Raw genomic sequence first — 12,771 nt, 5'->3', positions numbered from 1 at the left:
GCCGGCACCCGCCGTGCCGCCGGCACCCGCCCCGCCGCCCGCGCCCGCCCCGCCCGCGCCGCCGCTCCCCGCGTCGGCGCGCAGCGCGTACCCCACACCCCGCACCGTGTGGACCAGCCGGGGTTCTCCGCCGCTCTCCGTCTTCCGGCGCAGATACATCACGTACACATCCAGGGAGTTGGAGCTCGGCTCGAAGTCGAAGCCCCACACCGCCTTGAGGATCTGCTCCCGGGTCAGCACCTGCCTCGGGTGCGAGAGGAACATCTCCAGCAGGGTGAATTCGGTACGGGTCAGCTCCACCCGGCGGGATCCGCGCGTCACTTCGCGCGTCGTCAGGTCCATCCGCAGATCGGCGAAGGACAGCACATCGTCGTCGGGCTGATCGCCGGGCGAGGCCGCCGCGTACGAGCTGCGTCGCAGCAGGGCGCGGATCCGGGCGAACAGTTCGTCCAGCTCGAAGGGTTTGACCAGGTAATCGTCGGCGCCCGCGTCCAGCCCCGTGACCCGGTCACCGACCGTGTCGCGGGCCGTCAGCATCAGGATCGGCACCTTCGAGCCGCTGCCCCGGAGCCTGCGGGCCGCCGTCAGGCCGTCCATCCGGGGCATCTGGATGTCGAGGACGATCAGATCGGGACCGTAGGCCGCGGCCTTGCCGAGCGCGTCGACCCCGTCGACGGCGACCTCGGTCCCGTATCCGTCGAAGGCGAGGCTTCGCTGGAGGGCCTCGCGTACGGCGGGCTCGTCGTCGACGATCAGGATCCGCTGAGGATCGCCTTCGGCGGCACTCATGTCGCTACTACCTCGTCAGTCGGCTCGGTGAAACGGTCGGTGAAACGGTCGGGCAATGGTGGGGCAACGGTCGCGCAAGGTCAACGGTCGCACGACCCGGCACGCGGCCGGTGCCGGCCGGGCGCGGTCCGTACCACCAGCGTCGCACGCTCGCTCCACGACGGCTCGCGCCCGGTGGCTCGTACCGCGTCCCTCCCCCCGGGGATCAGCTGGTGCCGCCGGAGCGCAGCGCCGAGAGGTCCGACTTGACGGTGTTGACGGGGATGGCGAAGCCCAGACCCACGCTGCCGGCGCCGGAGCTGCCGGACCCGGACGCCGAACTCGGCGCGTACATCGCGGAGTTGATGCCGATGATCTCGCCGTTCATATTGATCAGCGCGCCACCCGAGTTGCCCGGGTTGAGGGAGGCGTCCGTCTGGAGCGCCTTGTACGTGGTCTTCGAGGAGCCGGTGTCCCCGTTGAACTGCTGCCCGCCGAACTCGAACGGCCAGTTCCCCCCGCCCCGCTGCGGCAGCTGCTGCCCCTGGTCCTCGTCCTTGGCCACGGTGACATCGCGGTTGAGCGCCGAGATGATGCCGCTGGTGACGGTGCCGGTCAGACCCTCGGGGGAGCCGATCGCCACGACCTGGTCACCGACCTTCACCTGGTCGGAGTTGCCGAGCGTGGCCGTCTTGAGGCCGCTCGCGCCCTCCAGCTTGATCAGCGCGAGATCCTTGTCCGCGTCGGTGCCCACGACCTGGGCGGTATAGGTCTTCCCCGTGCTGAGCTGGACCTTTATCGAGGAGGCACCGGAGATCACATGGTTGTTCGTGACGATTTCGCCGTCGGACGTGATGATCACGCCCGAGCCGGTGGACTCACCGCTCGTGGAGGTCGCGTTGATCTCGACGATGGCGGGTGCCACGGCCTGGGCGACCCCGGCCACCGTCCCCGCGCTGCTCTGCGAGACGGTGGTCCCGCTGACCGACGTGCCGGCACTGTCGGTGCCGCCGCCGGCGTAGTTCCCGACCAGCGCCGCCGTACCACCGCCGACGACCGCGGCGGCGATCGCCACGGCGGCGAGCAGCGCCACCGGACGCCTCGCGCGCCGGTGAGTGGTGACGGCGCCGTCGGCCGGAACGGTAGGACCGTACGAGGGCGGCGGCGGGAACGCCGAGCCCTGGAACCCCTGCCCCTGGAAACCCTGGGCGGGGTGCTGCTGTTCACTGCCTTCGTCGCCGCTGCCGCGGTAGTAGTCCGTCATGAATACGACTGTCGGCGGCGTACATGAGAACCGGCTGAGGAGGCCCTGAGAAGGGCAACAAAACCGCGTATGCCCTATATAAAGACCAGTGCTTCCGCTCAGGCGTCACAGCGATCTCCGCCCTCCGCCTCGGGGGACCGCCACCGCGCCCACACCATTTTGCCGACGCCGACGCGATCAGCCACACCCCACTCGTCGGCCAACGCGTCCACGATCAGGAGCCCGCGCCCGTCGCACGCGTCCACGTCCTCCGCACGCCGGGTCGGCCGGGCGGGGGACGCGTCATGGACCTCGATACGCAGACCACGGGGCATCGGTAGCCGAACCTGGATGTATCGCGTCTCGATCTCGCGCCCTGGCGATGCGCGCGCGTGACGCACCGCGTTCGTCAAAAGCTCCGACAGCACAAGAACCGCCGCATCCTCCAACGCCGACAGCCCCCACGCTGCCAGCGCCTTGCGTAACTCCAGCCGCGCCGGCCCGACGCAGCTCGGATGACGATTCCATCGCAGTACCACGGCGCCGTTGTCCTGATCCTGTAGACGCCTCATTCGGAGACCTCCACCAATGAGGTCTGCGCCGCTCGAACGAAGTGCGGAATCGTCGAGGGCGATAAGCCCGGCAGTGGAGGCTCGAATGGATGAACGAAGAGTGCACTCAATGTCCGCGCTCCTTCAAAGCGTTGGCCGCGCCCCGGCTCGCACCTCTGCCGCGTCGCGGACAGAGGCCCGGTGCGTCGCCGTCTGGTCCTGAGCTGTACGATCCCCAGGAACATACTGCTATTCGCGAAAAGCGGCAAGATGGCCGAAGGCTGTGAGTGGCGAGGGCTCACTTACCGTGTAGAGCAGCAAGGTCGAGGTCGTGCCAGCAGCACAGGAGGACGTCATGAGCGCCGCGGAATGGGTCAGCACCTCCATGCCGTATCTGACACCGCGTGGTGAGGGACAACCCGAGGCGTGGGGCGCGGAGTTGGCGGCGCGGGGGCGGCGGGGTGGTCAGCGGATCGTCGCTGCGGGCGAGGTGGCGGCGTCGGACGAGGTGGCCGGATCGCTCGGGGTCGGCGTAGGCGAATCGGTCGTTGTGCGGAGGCGCGTGATGTTCCTGGAGGACCTGCCCTGCGAGCTGACCGACACGTACTACCCCGCTTCCATCGCACGCGGCACGCGTCTCGCCGGGACGGCGAAGATCCCTGGCGGTGCCGTCACTCTCCTCGCCGAGCTGGGGTACGTCGGTGTACGCGTCCGGGAGGATGTGACCGCCCGGATGCCCACGGAGGAAGAATGCGAAGCACTGCGCGTCGAACCGGGCGAGCCGGTGCTTCGCCTGAGCCGGGTCACGTTCGACAGGGAGGACCGGCCCATCCAACTGGACAAGATGACCATGCCCGCACACCGGCAGCGGCTGCGTTACGAGATGAGGATCGGATGACGACCGTGCCCCGCCCCGGAGAGGACGCGGAGATGAGTGGGTACGACCGCCGGTCGCTCCATGAGCGGATCGCCGCCGATCTGCGCGACGAGATCATGACCGGGGATCTCGCCCCCGGCGCCAGCCTGCCGTCCACCGTGCGGCTCAAGGAGAGATTCGGCGCCTCGAACGCCACGGTGCAGAAGGCCCTGGGACTCCTCAAGGACGAGCGACTGGTCGTCGGCCGTGCGGGCGCCGCCGTGACCGTACGGGAACACCGGCAGCTGACCGTGCGCCCGGCCTCGTCCATGGCCCCGGCCGACACCGGTGAGCCCTACCGCTGGCTCGCCGAGACCGCGAAGCGTGGTGGAAAGGCCCGGAGCAGGCTCCTCGCCGTCGCCGAGATCACTCCGCCCGCGGATGTCTCGGCGGCCCTGCGCCTGCCCGACGGCGGTACGGCGCTCCTCCGCCACCAGGTGCTCACACTCGACGACGAGCCGGTGGAACTGGTGCACGCCTACTACCCGTTGGGCATCGCCCGAGGCACCGCGCTGATGGAACACCGCCGGATCAAGGGCGGAACGCCCACTCTCCTGGCCGGACTGGGCCACTTGCCCCGGCTCAGCGTCGACCATGTTTCCGCCCGCATACCTACGCGTGAGCAGTACGAAGCACTCCGGTTGCCCGGCGATCTGCCGGTGCTGCGGACCCTGCGCGTGGTGTACGCCGACGACGAGCAGCCCATCGAGGCCACGGTGATGGCCAAGGCGGGTCATTTGTACGAGCTGCGGTACGAGTTCACGCCCGAGTGACCGCCGGCCCAGGGAAGTGACCGCCGTCCCAGGGGAGTGACCACCGGCCCGGCGACCGGACGGGACGCGGACCGCAGTGCCGCGGCTACGCGCAGCCGCACGACCGCCGCACGATCAGGGCCGACGGGAACTGCTTCACCCGTTCCCGTCGCGACCCCGCCACCCGCAGACCGTCGTCCAGTACGAGATCCACCGCCGCCCGCGCCATCGCCGGCCGGTCGGAGGAAACCGTCGTCAGCGGCGGGTCCGTGAGGCCGGCTTCCTTGACGTCGTCGAAGCCGGCCACGGCCAGTTCGCCGGGGACGTCGATCCGCAGCTCGCGGGCGGCCCGCAGGACGCCGATCGCCTGGTCGTCGGTGGAGCAGAAGATCGCCGGCGGCCGGTCGGGGCCCGAGAGCAGTTCCAGCGCGACCTCGTACGCGTCGTACCGGTTGTACAGCGCCCGGAAGAGGCGACCCTCCACCGGCCGCCCGGCCTCCAGCATCGCCCGGCGCCAGCCCTCGACGTGGTCGGTCACCGGGTCGCCGATGACCGGGGTGGACTCGACCCCGCCGAGGCAGGCCACGTACGGATGGCCGTGCTCCAGCAGATGACGGGTGGCGAGCTGGGCGCCGCCGATGTCGTCCGTGACGACCGCCACGTCGTCGATGCCCTCCGGCCGCTCGTGCAGCAGCACGACCCGGGCGTCCCACGCCTCTATCTCGGCCGCCGCGCGCTCGCTCGGGCCCTGGCTGACCAGGATCAGCCCCGACACCCGCATGCCCAGGAAGGCCCGCAGATAGTGGACCTCGCGCTCATTGCGGTAGTCGGAGTTGCCTACGAGCACCATTTTCCCGCGCTCGGCCGCGGCCTGTTCGACCGCGTGCGCCATCTCCGCGAAGAAGGGCTGTCTCGCGTCCGGCACGACGACCCCTATGAGGTCGGTCCGCCGCGAGGCCATCGCCTGGGCGACCCGGTCGGGCCGGTAGCCCAGCTCCTTGATCGCGGCGACCACCCGCTCACGCGTGGCCGGAGCGACCGGCCTCGGTCCGTTGTTGATGACATAGCTGACGACAGCGGTGGACGTACCCGCCAGTCGTGCCACATCGTCCCGCGTCACCTTGGCCACGCGCGGAGTCTACGCGTGGTGACCTACCGCTTGGCAGGTCGCACGGCACTTTCTTGTGTCGCGTCCAGTCCGGCGGCCGTGTCGTCGTCCCCGGGGTCCTCGGCCTTCTCGTGCCGGGGCTCGGGGTGGGAGCCATGGTGGGACCTGGTGTGCGACCCGGTGTGGGCCCCGTTCTGGGACGGTCGCGCCCCGGCGTTCGCCCGCGTTCCCTCCGTCGTCCGGTCCGTCTTCTCCGCGCCGCGCTCGCTCTTGTCCGGGGTGACGAAGCGGTAGCCGACGTTTCGGACGGTCCCGATCAGCGACTCGTGCTCGGGGCCGAGCTTCGCGCGCAGCCGCCGTACGTGGACGTCGACCGTCCGCGTACCGCCGAAGTAGTCGTAGCCCCAGACCTCTTGGAGCAGCTGGGCCCGGGTGAAGACCCGACCGGGGTGCTGCGCGAGGTACTTGAGCAGCTCGAACTCCTTGAAGGTCAGGTCGAGGACCCGGCCCTTGAGCTTCGCGCTGTAGGTCGCCTCGTCGACCGACAGATCACCGTTGCGGATCTCCATCGGGGAGTCGTCGGTCGAGATCTGCTGACGGCCCATCGCGAGCCGCAGCCGGGCCTCGACCTCGGCCGGACCCGCGGTGTCGAGCAGTACGTCGTCGATGCCCCAGTCCGCGGTGACGGCGGCGAGACCGCCCTCCGTCACGACGAGGATCAGCGGGCAGCCCGGTCCGGTGGACCGCAGCAACTGGCAGAGCGACCGCACCTGCGGAAGGTCGCGTCGGCCGTCGATCAGGATGACATCGGCACCAGGGGTGTCGACAAGAGCGGGCCCCTCGGCGGGGGCCACCCGCACGTTGTGGAGCAGCAGTCCGAGCGCCGGCAGCACCTCCGTCGAGGGCTGGAGTGCGTTGGTCAGAAGCAGCAGAGAACTCATCGCCGCCCACCTGCCTCGGCCGGACTGTTGTCATACACGGTTCGCTTGCCCATTACGTCGGTTCCTCCTCGGTCCCTGCGAGGACGTATGCGGCACTGCTGGTCACTGCTATTCACAGCTCTTCACTGCGTTTCCTGCGTGGCGCCGACCGCGGTTCCCTCGCCCTGAGGCCCGCGGCCGTAGCCGTGGCTGCAGCCGAAATGCGTGATGTCCGTGTCTTCCGTCTATGTCATCTGTCTGTAACAACGGACGGGAAACACAAAAGGACCCGGGGGCTACATTGCCCGGATCCTCTTCGCAGCAGAATAACCCACATGTGCTCGGTGCCAGAGGGTCAATCCCGCAGATCACCAGATTCCCCGCGCGCCCGGAGCACCCGGCGCACGGTCCTCAGGACCGCGGACGGGGTCCCCATCGAGGCGGTGTACGAGCCGTGTACGGCGGGTTTCGGGCCGGATTTCCGGGCGGGCGGCGGGACCGCCATCGTGCTCGCACACGGGTTCACCGGGTCAGTGGACAGGCCGGCCGTACGACGGGCGGCACGGGTGTTCGCGCAGCGTGCGGCCGTGGTCACCTTCTCCTTCCGCGGACACGGCCGCTCGGGCGGTCGCTCCACGGTCGGCGACCGCGAGATCCTCGATCTGGCGGCGGCCGTGGAATGGGCCCGCGCGCTGGGCCATTCGCGTGTCGTGACCGTCGGCTTCTCCCTGGGCGGGTCCGTCGTGCTGCGCCATGCCGCGTCGCACAGGGGGCGCACAGGTGCGCGGACCGACGCCGTGGCCGCCGTGAGTGCCCCCGCGCGCTGGTACTACCGGGGTACGGCCCCGATGCGGCGCCTGCACTGGGTGGTGACGCGGCCCCTGGGCCGGCTCGTCGGCCGCTACGGACTGCGTACCCGTATCGATCACCGGGACTGGAACCCGGTGCCGCTCTCCCCGGTGGAGTCGGTACCGCTGATCGCGCCGGTCCCGCTGCTCGTCGTACACGGCGACCGCGACCCGTACTTCCCGCTGGACCACCCCCGCGCGCTGGCCGGGGCCGCGGCTCCGGGCGCCGCCGAGCTGTGGCTCGAACCGGGCATGGGCCATGCCGAGAACGCCGCCGACGACGCGCTGCTCGACCGTCTCGGGGAGTGGCTGACGGAGGCGCGACGGCCGTCGGCCATCATGGGAGCCGACGAAAGGAGCGCCGCCATGGCATCGGGCACGATTCGCTACTGGGCCGCGGCCAAGGCCGCCGCGGGCACGGCGGAGGAGCCGTACGCGGCGGACACCCTGGCCGACGCGCTCGCCGCCGCGCGGGTGCGACACCCGGGCGAACTGGTCCGCGTACTCCAGAGGTGTTCCTTCGTCGTCGACGGTGACCCTGTGGGGACCCGTGGACATGAGACCGTACGGCTTGCCGAGGGCGGCACGGTCGAGGTGCTCCCGCCGTTCGCAGGAGGGTGAATCCCAGCACATGAGCGACGACGATCAGCAGTATCGAGATCAGCAGTATCGATACGGCCAGGGTCAGGGCCAGGGGTACGGCCAGGGTCCCTACGGAGACCAGGGGCAGTACGGCGGCCAGGGGCAGGGTCAGGTGCAGTACGACCAGTACGGCCGACCGCAGCAGCCGTCCTACGGCGCGAACGGTGCGTACCAGGGGCAGGCCCAGGCCCAGGTCCCGGACCCGGGCGCCTCCCAGGGCCAGGGCTGGGCCGAGCCCACGTACCAGCCGGGGGCCCACCATGAGCCCGCGGCGCAGACGTGGCAGGGCCAGACCTGGGACACCCAGTACCAGCCGCACGTCCAGCCGCAGGGCCAGCAGCCGCACGGCCAGCAGCCGCACGGCCAGGCTCACGCGTACCGGCCCCAGCCTCAGCAGGCCGCCGCCGACACCGCGTATCTGCCGCCTCAGGGCGCCTACCCGCTGCCCCCGGAGGTCCCCTCGGGGGTGCCGTCGGAAGTGCCGTCGCCCGCCTCGGCGCCGTACGCGCCCCAGGCCCCGGCCCAGGCCCCGGCCGTCCCGCCCTCCGTCGCCGCCGCACCCGGCGCGACACCTCCCGGCTCCACCGACGGCTACAGCGCGCCCACCACCATGGGCAACGCACGGATCACCGACGCCCAGCGCGCCCGCGCCGAGGGCCGGTCGCCGATCATCCCGCCGGGCATCCAGCCCGCCGGGCTGACCGCCCTGCTCGGGCTGCTGCTGGCTGGCGGCGCGGCCATCGGGCCGTACGCGCTGCTCGTCCCGCTCGTTCTGCTCCAGGCCGTCACGGCGGCCGGCTGGTTCCGGCTGAACGGCATGTGGCCGGCCAGGCAGGGCATCGCGCTCGCCTTCCTCGGCGGGGTCACCGCGGACATCACCCTGCTCGTGGCGGGCCGGGAGAACGCTCCGGCCGCGATCATCGGCACCCTCGGTGTGTGGGTGCTGCTCGTGGTCGTCCTGCAGCTGCGCAGCCGCGCGGGCGCGGACGAGCGGATGACGGGCCTGATGGCCACCGTCGCCTCGGCGGCGCTCACCATCCTCGCCACCGGCCAGCTCGCGGCCGTGCCGGACGCGGTGGTCGTCGGCGGACTGGCGGTCGCGGCGGCGACCGTGGCCCGCGCCCTTCCGCTGCCGGGCGCCGCCTCCGTCGTCGTGGCCCTGCTGGCCGGCGCGGGCGCCGGGATCGTGGCGGGCGGGATGACGGACCTGGGCAGCCAGGGCGCGCTGCTGGGGCTCGGCGCGGGGGTCTGCGCGCTGGTCGGGCTGCGCGCGGCGAGCTACGACTACCCGTCCCGCTTCGTCCACATGACCGCCGGGGTGGCGCTGCCGCTCACGGCCGCCGCCCCCGCCGTCTATCTGCTGGGCCGCATGCTGGCCTGACCCGAATCCGACCCGTACCTGACCCGGACCTGACAGGGTCCGACCCGCGTGTGACGTGGGGCGCACGGCCGGCGGGGAACCGTACGCCCGCGCCGGACGTCGATCACTCCGACATCCGGCCAACCCGACTGGCGTTACGCTCACGGTCGTCAGGGGGCAGAAACGATCAAGGTGGGGGACACCGAACCATGCGCGCACTGCGAATACTGCTGATATTCGTCGTGATCTTCGGCGGGCTGTTCGTCGCCGCGGACCGGGCGGCCGTGTACTTCGCCGAGAGCGAGGTCGCCGACCGCGTCAGATCGAGCGCGGGGCTGACCTCCCAGCCGGAGGTGTCGATCAAGGGCTTCCCCTTCCTGACCCAGGTCCTCGGCACCTCGCTGGACGAGGTCGAGATCAGCCTCGACGGCGTCAACGCCACGGCAGACGGCCACGCGGTCCGGGTGACCCAGGTCAAGGGCGAGCTGAAGGACGTCAAGATCGACAGCAGCTTCTCGTCCGCCGTGGCCGGGCAGGCCAACGGCTCGGCGCGCATCTCGTACACGGACCTCGCCAAGTCGGCGCCGAAGGGCGCGACCGTCGGCTACGCCGGTGCCGAGCGGGCCGCGCAGGGGCAGGTCAAGGTCTCGGGGCCGCTGACGGAGGTGCTGGAAGGCGCGGGCATCACCATCCCGGACACCGTCAAGGAGCTGCTGGGCGGCCGGACCGTCACGGCGTACAGCACGGTGACGCTGGACGGCGGCGACACGGTCCGGCTGAAGGCCGCGGCCCTCCCCGAGCTGCCGGTGCCCGGCATGGACGAGCAGGTGCGGGACGTGGTCGATTACGACCTGAAGATCGACGGACTGCCCTCGACGGTCAAGCTCGACAAGGTCACCGCGGCCGAGGACGGTCTGCACTTCTCCGGCGCCGGGTCGAACGTCTCCCTCACGGGCTGACCGCGCGCGTACGGCCGACGCGTACGGCTGACGCGTACGGCTGACGCGTACGGCCGACGCGTACGGCTGACGGGTACGGCCCGACGTGCCGGGTTAGCGCGGTCCGGAGGGCGGGTAGCCGGATGGTGAGACGTCGGCGTCCGCTCCTCAGATGGCAGCGTGACGCCGGCAGCGGGCCGGTGGAAGGGGTACCGACCCGACCATAAGATCGTCTCGCATTCCGGACGATCGAGTCTCAGAATGTGATCCCCCGGTGACATGTTCGCCGGGACGTCCCTACGATCGGACGTATGAAGCAACAGGCGGACTTCACGAAGCGGCGGGCAGTTGACCTGTGCCGCGTCGCCGCCATGCTCTGTCGCACCGTCTGAGCGGGACTTTCGCGTCCCGTTTTCCCCCCAGGCCCTTCGAGATTCTCAGGGCCGTCCCGCGCGCCGTACGCAGCCCGGGCCCGTGCCCGGAAGCCGCGGCGGCAGCCGCGCCCCGCACCTCGCAGTACCCCGCCGCAAACTGCCCCGGAGGAGAACAGCATGAGCCGCAGCGACGTCCTGGTAGACGCCGACTGGGTCGAGGCCCACATCGACGACCCGAAGGTGGTCATCGTCGAGGTCGACGAGGACACCTCGGCCTACGACAAGAACCACATCAAGAACGCTGTCAGGATCGACTGGAAGAAGGACCTCCAGGACCCGGTCCGCCGTGACTTCGTCGACCAGGAGGGCTTCGAGAAGCTTCTGTCGGCCAAGGGCATCGCCAACGACGACACCGTCATCCTCTACGGCGGCAACAACAACTGGTTCGCGTCCTACGCCTACTGGTACTTCAAGCTGTACGGGCACGACTCCGTCAAGCTCCTCGACGGCGGCCGCAAGAAGTGGGAGCTGGACTCCCGCGACCTGGTGGACGCCGTCCCGACGCGCGCCGCCACCACGTACCAGGCCAAGGCCCAGAACACCGCGATCCGCGCCTTCCGTGACGACGCGGTCGCCGCGATCGGCACGCAGAACCTGGTCGATGTGCGCTCGCCCGACGAGTTCAGCGGCAAGCTGCTCGCTCCGGCGCACCTCCCGCAGGAGCAGTCGCAGCGTCCGGGGCACATCCCGACCGCGCGCAACATCCCGTGGTCGAAGAACGCCAACGACGACGGCACCTTCAAGTCGGACGACGAGCTCAAGGCGCTCTACGCCGAGGAGCAGGTCGACCTGACGAAGGACACCGTCGCCTATTGCCGTATCGGCGAGCGCTCCGCGCTCACCTGGTTCGTGCTGCACGAGCTGCTCGGTGTCGAGAACGTCAAGAACTACGACGGCTCGTGGACCGAGTACGGCTCGCTCGTCGGTGTGCCGATCGAGCTCGGCGCCAACAAGTAATCACGCCCCGACCCGGAGGACTGAACAGTATGTGTGGAGCACAGGCCGGCGGCCCCGACGCTTCGACGATCAAGCCCGGTGAGACCACCATCCAGGGTTCCGTGACCCGCGACGGCGAGCCCGTCACCGGTTACGTACGCCTGCTGGACTCGACCGGAGAGTTCACCGCGGAGGTCCCGACCTCGGCGACCGGCCAGTTCCGCTTCTACGCGGCCGAGGGCACGTGGACGCTGCGCGCCCTCGTTCCGGGCGCCACGGCGGACCGTACGGTCGTCGCGCAGACCGGGGGCCTCTCCGAGGTCGCGATCGCGGTCTGAAGCTCTGTCCGGAGCTCTGAGCGACCCGAGCGTTTCTTCTCATCGGCCGGAGGGCCGCACCCCGGGGGGACCCAGGGGTGCGGCCCTCCGGACCGTTCGGGCGGGCGGGCGCGGAACGACCCGGGAAATCACGGATGTACGCGGACGTACACTGAAAATATGTACGCACGACGCCGTCGTCGGTACTTCCTGCTCATGGGCGTATGTCTGGTGCTCTTCGTCTCCGCCTGGACGTTCGTGCGCGATATTTCGATCCCCGCCGCCGTCGCCCTCACCCTTGTCGCGATGTTCATACCGCCCGCCGCCGCCATCGTGGGCAACACCAAGGACAAGACCGACCGCTGGTGGGACGATCCGCCGGACGGTGCTCCGTCCGAGTCCGAGAAGTGGCTGGACGAGCTGGACCACAGGAAGGATCACGAGCGGCGCGTGCGGTACGGCGCCCACCATGGCGACGAGCCCGGCGCGAGGCCGGCCGGGAGACCGGACGGGCGACCGACCGGGAGACCGGAAGGTCAGTAGACGAGCGCCTGCACGCCGTCCGCCATGATCTCGCTGACGAAGACCTGAGCCCCGGCGATCCGTACCCCGTCCAGGACATCCTTCTCCGTGATGTCCCGCCGGGCCGCGCACTGCGTGCACAGGGTGATCAGACCGGCGGCCTGGATCGACTCGATGAGTTCGGGCAGTGGCGCGGAGTGCGGCAGCTCGAACTCCGCCGCCCGGCCCGGCAGCGCGAACCACGCGGATTCGCCCGTCAGCCACAGCGAGACCTCCACCCCACTGGCCACGGCGACGGCAGCCACGGTGAAGGCCTGGGAGCAGCGCTCGGGGGCGTCGGCCCCGGCGGTCACTTTGATCACGAGCTTCTTCGCGGAGTGCATACGCCGAACTGTATTCGGCGCCCCCTGCCGAGGGTCCCGGTGCGGGCCCGGTACGGGCCCGGAATAGGTCGGAGTACCTCGCCGAGAGGGCCGGGCCACCACCCATTAGGCTGGGGCCCGGCCCTTACCGCCC

14 protein-coding genes and 1 pseudogene are annotated in these 12,771 nt (G+C 70.5%); 9 read left to right on the top strand and 6 right to left on the bottom strand.

Going from position 1 to position 12,771, the window contains the following annotated elements; all coding sequences use genetic code 11:
• The 3 genes from M1203_RS26205 to M1203_RS26195 form a co-directional block, all read right to left on the bottom strand.
• A partial coding sequence (locus M1203_RS26205; RefSeq protein WP_249952255.1) for a response regulator transcription factor occupies positions 1 to 789 on the bottom strand: 789 nt, incomplete at its 3' end.
• Positions 790 to 994: 205 nt separating this feature from the next.
• Positions 995 to 2,032: a S1C family serine protease gene (locus tag M1203_RS26200; protein ID WP_249952254.1), complete on the bottom strand. Its 1,038-nt coding sequence runs from the start codon at positions 2,030 to 2,032 to the stop codon at positions 995 to 997.
• A 98-nt stretch (positions 2,033 to 2,130) separates the two neighbouring features.
• Positions 2,131 to 2,583 carry an ATP-binding protein gene (locus tag M1203_RS26195; protein ID WP_249952253.1) on the bottom strand — a complete coding sequence of 151 codons (453 nt, stop codon included), beginning with the start codon at positions 2,581 to 2,583 and terminating at the stop codon, positions 2,131 to 2,133.
• A 334-nt stretch (positions 2,584 to 2,917) separates the two neighbouring features.
• Here M1203_RS26195 and M1203_RS26190 point away from each other — a divergent pair, with 334 nt between their 5' ends.
• Together M1203_RS26190 and M1203_RS26185 are read left to right on the top strand one after the other, a co-directional pair.
• Positions 2,918 to 3,460, top strand: a complete 543-nt coding sequence (locus M1203_RS26190) for a GntR family transcriptional regulator (RefSeq protein ID WP_249952252.1) — start codon at positions 2,918 to 2,920, stop codon at positions 3,458 to 3,460.
• Positions 3,457 to 4,251, top strand: coding sequence for a GntR family transcriptional regulator (locus tag M1203_RS26185; RefSeq protein ID WP_249952251.1), 795 nt, complete (start codon positions 3,457 to 3,459; stop codon positions 4,249 to 4,251). The genes M1203_RS26190 and M1203_RS26185 overlap by 4 nt, the downstream gene beginning before the upstream one ends.
• Before the next feature lie 85 nt (positions 4,252 to 4,336).
• On the opposite strand, the gene M1203_RS26180 is transcribed toward M1203_RS26185, so the two are convergent.
• Both M1203_RS26180 and M1203_RS26175 read right to left on the bottom strand, forming a co-directional pair.
• Positions 4,337 to 5,359 carry a LacI family DNA-binding transcriptional regulator gene (locus M1203_RS26180; RefSeq protein WP_249952250.1) on the bottom strand — a complete coding sequence of 341 codons (1,023 nt, stop codon included), beginning with the start codon at positions 5,357 to 5,359 and terminating at the stop codon, positions 4,337 to 4,339.
• 23 nt (positions 5,360 to 5,382) lie between these two features.
• Positions 5,383 to 6,279: a response regulator transcription factor gene (locus tag M1203_RS26175; protein ID WP_374404013.1), complete on the bottom strand. Its 897-nt coding sequence runs from the start codon at positions 6,277 to 6,279 to the stop codon at positions 5,383 to 5,385.
• Positions 6,280 to 6,593: 314 nt separating this feature from the next.
• On the opposite strand from M1203_RS26175, the pseudogene M1203_RS26170 reads away from it, so the two are divergent.
• The 7 genes and pseudogenes from M1203_RS26170 to M1203_RS26140 all read left to right on the top strand — a co-directional run.
• Positions 6,594 to 7,421 (top strand): annotated as a pseudogene (locus M1203_RS26170) (alpha/beta hydrolase); the annotation flags it as partial.
• A 24-nt stretch (positions 7,422 to 7,445) separates the two neighbouring features.
• Positions 7,446 to 7,727, top strand: a complete 282-nt coding sequence (locus tag M1203_RS26165) for a MoaD/ThiS family protein (protein WP_308404906.1) — start codon at positions 7,446 to 7,448, stop codon at positions 7,725 to 7,727.
• Positions 7,728 to 7,737: 10 nt separating this feature from the next.
• Complete coding sequence (locus M1203_RS26160) at positions 7,738 to 9,129, top strand: hypothetical protein (RefSeq protein ID WP_249952249.1); 1,392 nt, start codon at positions 7,738 to 7,740, stop codon at positions 9,127 to 9,129.
• A gap of 188 nt (positions 9,130 to 9,317) precedes the next feature.
• Entirely contained in the window at positions 9,318 to 10,067 is a 750-nt protein-coding gene (locus tag M1203_RS26155; RefSeq protein WP_249952248.1) for a DUF2993 domain-containing protein, read from the top strand.
• A 530-nt stretch (positions 10,068 to 10,597) separates the two neighbouring features.
• Positions 10,598 to 11,437, top strand: coding sequence for a sulfurtransferase (locus M1203_RS26150; protein WP_249952247.1), 840 nt, complete (start codon positions 10,598 to 10,600; stop codon positions 11,435 to 11,437).
• A 29-nt stretch (positions 11,438 to 11,466) separates the two neighbouring features.
• The gene (locus M1203_RS26145; RefSeq protein ID WP_030353448.1) at positions 11,467 to 11,754 is read left to right on the top strand and encodes a DUF1416 domain-containing protein; all 288 of its coding nucleotides are present in this window, start codon (positions 11,467 to 11,469) and stop codon (positions 11,752 to 11,754) included.
• A 159-nt stretch (positions 11,755 to 11,913) separates the two neighbouring features.
• Positions 11,914 to 12,276, top strand: coding sequence for a DUF3099 domain-containing protein (locus tag M1203_RS26140; protein WP_249952246.1), 363 nt, complete (start codon positions 11,914 to 11,916; stop codon positions 12,274 to 12,276).
• Here M1203_RS26140 and M1203_RS26135 read toward each other — a convergent pair.
• Positions 12,270 to 12,638 carry a DsrE family protein gene (locus tag M1203_RS26135; protein WP_030353446.1) on the bottom strand — a complete coding sequence of 123 codons (369 nt, stop codon included), beginning with the start codon at positions 12,636 to 12,638 and terminating at the stop codon, positions 12,270 to 12,272. The genes M1203_RS26140 and M1203_RS26135 overlap by 7 nt on opposite strands.
• Positions 12,639 to 12,771: the final 133 nt, after the last annotated feature.

The organism is Streptomyces sp. 35G-GA-8, from assembly GCF_023534745.1.
Taxonomy (GTDB): Bacteria; Actinomycetota; Actinomycetes; order Streptomycetales; family Streptomycetaceae; genus Streptomyces.
Note: the sequence above shows the minus strand (reverse complement) of the source record. Positions and strands in the feature narration are given on the sequence as shown.

What these genes read in the sequence shown, in the direction of transcription:
- M1203_RS26135 (WP_030353446.1), bottom strand. Translation starts at nt 12,638, where the DNA reads ATGCACTCCGCGAAGAAGCTCGTGATCAAAGTGACCGCCGGGGCCGAC.
- M1203_RS26155 (WP_249952248.1), top strand. Translation starts at nt 9,318, where the DNA reads ATGCGCGCACTGCGAATACTGCTGATATTCGTCGTGATCTTCGGCGGG.
- M1203_RS26145 (WP_030353448.1), top strand. Translation starts at nt 11,467, where the DNA reads ATGTGTGGAGCACAGGCCGGCGGCCCCGACGCTTCGACGATCAAGCCC.
- M1203_RS26160 (WP_249952249.1), top strand. Translation starts at nt 7,738, where the DNA reads ATGAGCGACGACGATCAGCAGTATCGAGATCAGCAGTATCGATACGGC.
- M1203_RS26175 (WP_374404013.1), bottom strand. Translation starts at nt 6,279, where the DNA reads ATGAGTTCTCTGCTGCTTCTGACCAACGCACTCCAGCCCTCGACGGAG.
- M1203_RS26140 (WP_249952246.1), top strand. Translation starts at nt 11,914, where the DNA reads ATGTACGCACGACGCCGTCGTCGGTACTTCCTGCTCATGGGCGTATGT.
- M1203_RS26165 (WP_308404906.1), top strand. Translation starts at nt 7,446, where the DNA reads ATGGGAGCCGACGAAAGGAGCGCCGCCATGGCATCGGGCACGATTCGC.
- M1203_RS26200 (WP_249952254.1), bottom strand. Translation starts at nt 2,032, where the DNA reads ATGACGGACTACTACCGCGGCAGCGGCGACGAAGGCAGTGAACAGCAG.
- M1203_RS26190 (WP_249952252.1), top strand. Translation starts at nt 2,918, where the DNA reads ATGAGCGCCGCGGAATGGGTCAGCACCTCCATGCCGTATCTGACACCG.
- M1203_RS26195 (WP_249952253.1), bottom strand. Translation starts at nt 2,583, where the DNA reads ATGAGGCGTCTACAGGATCAGGACAACGGCGCCGTGGTACTGCGATGG.
- M1203_RS26150 (WP_249952247.1), top strand. Translation starts at nt 10,598, where the DNA reads ATGAGCCGCAGCGACGTCCTGGTAGACGCCGACTGGGTCGAGGCCCAC.
- M1203_RS26185 (WP_249952251.1), top strand. Translation starts at nt 3,457, where the DNA reads ATGACGACCGTGCCCCGCCCCGGAGAGGACGCGGAGATGAGTGGGTAC.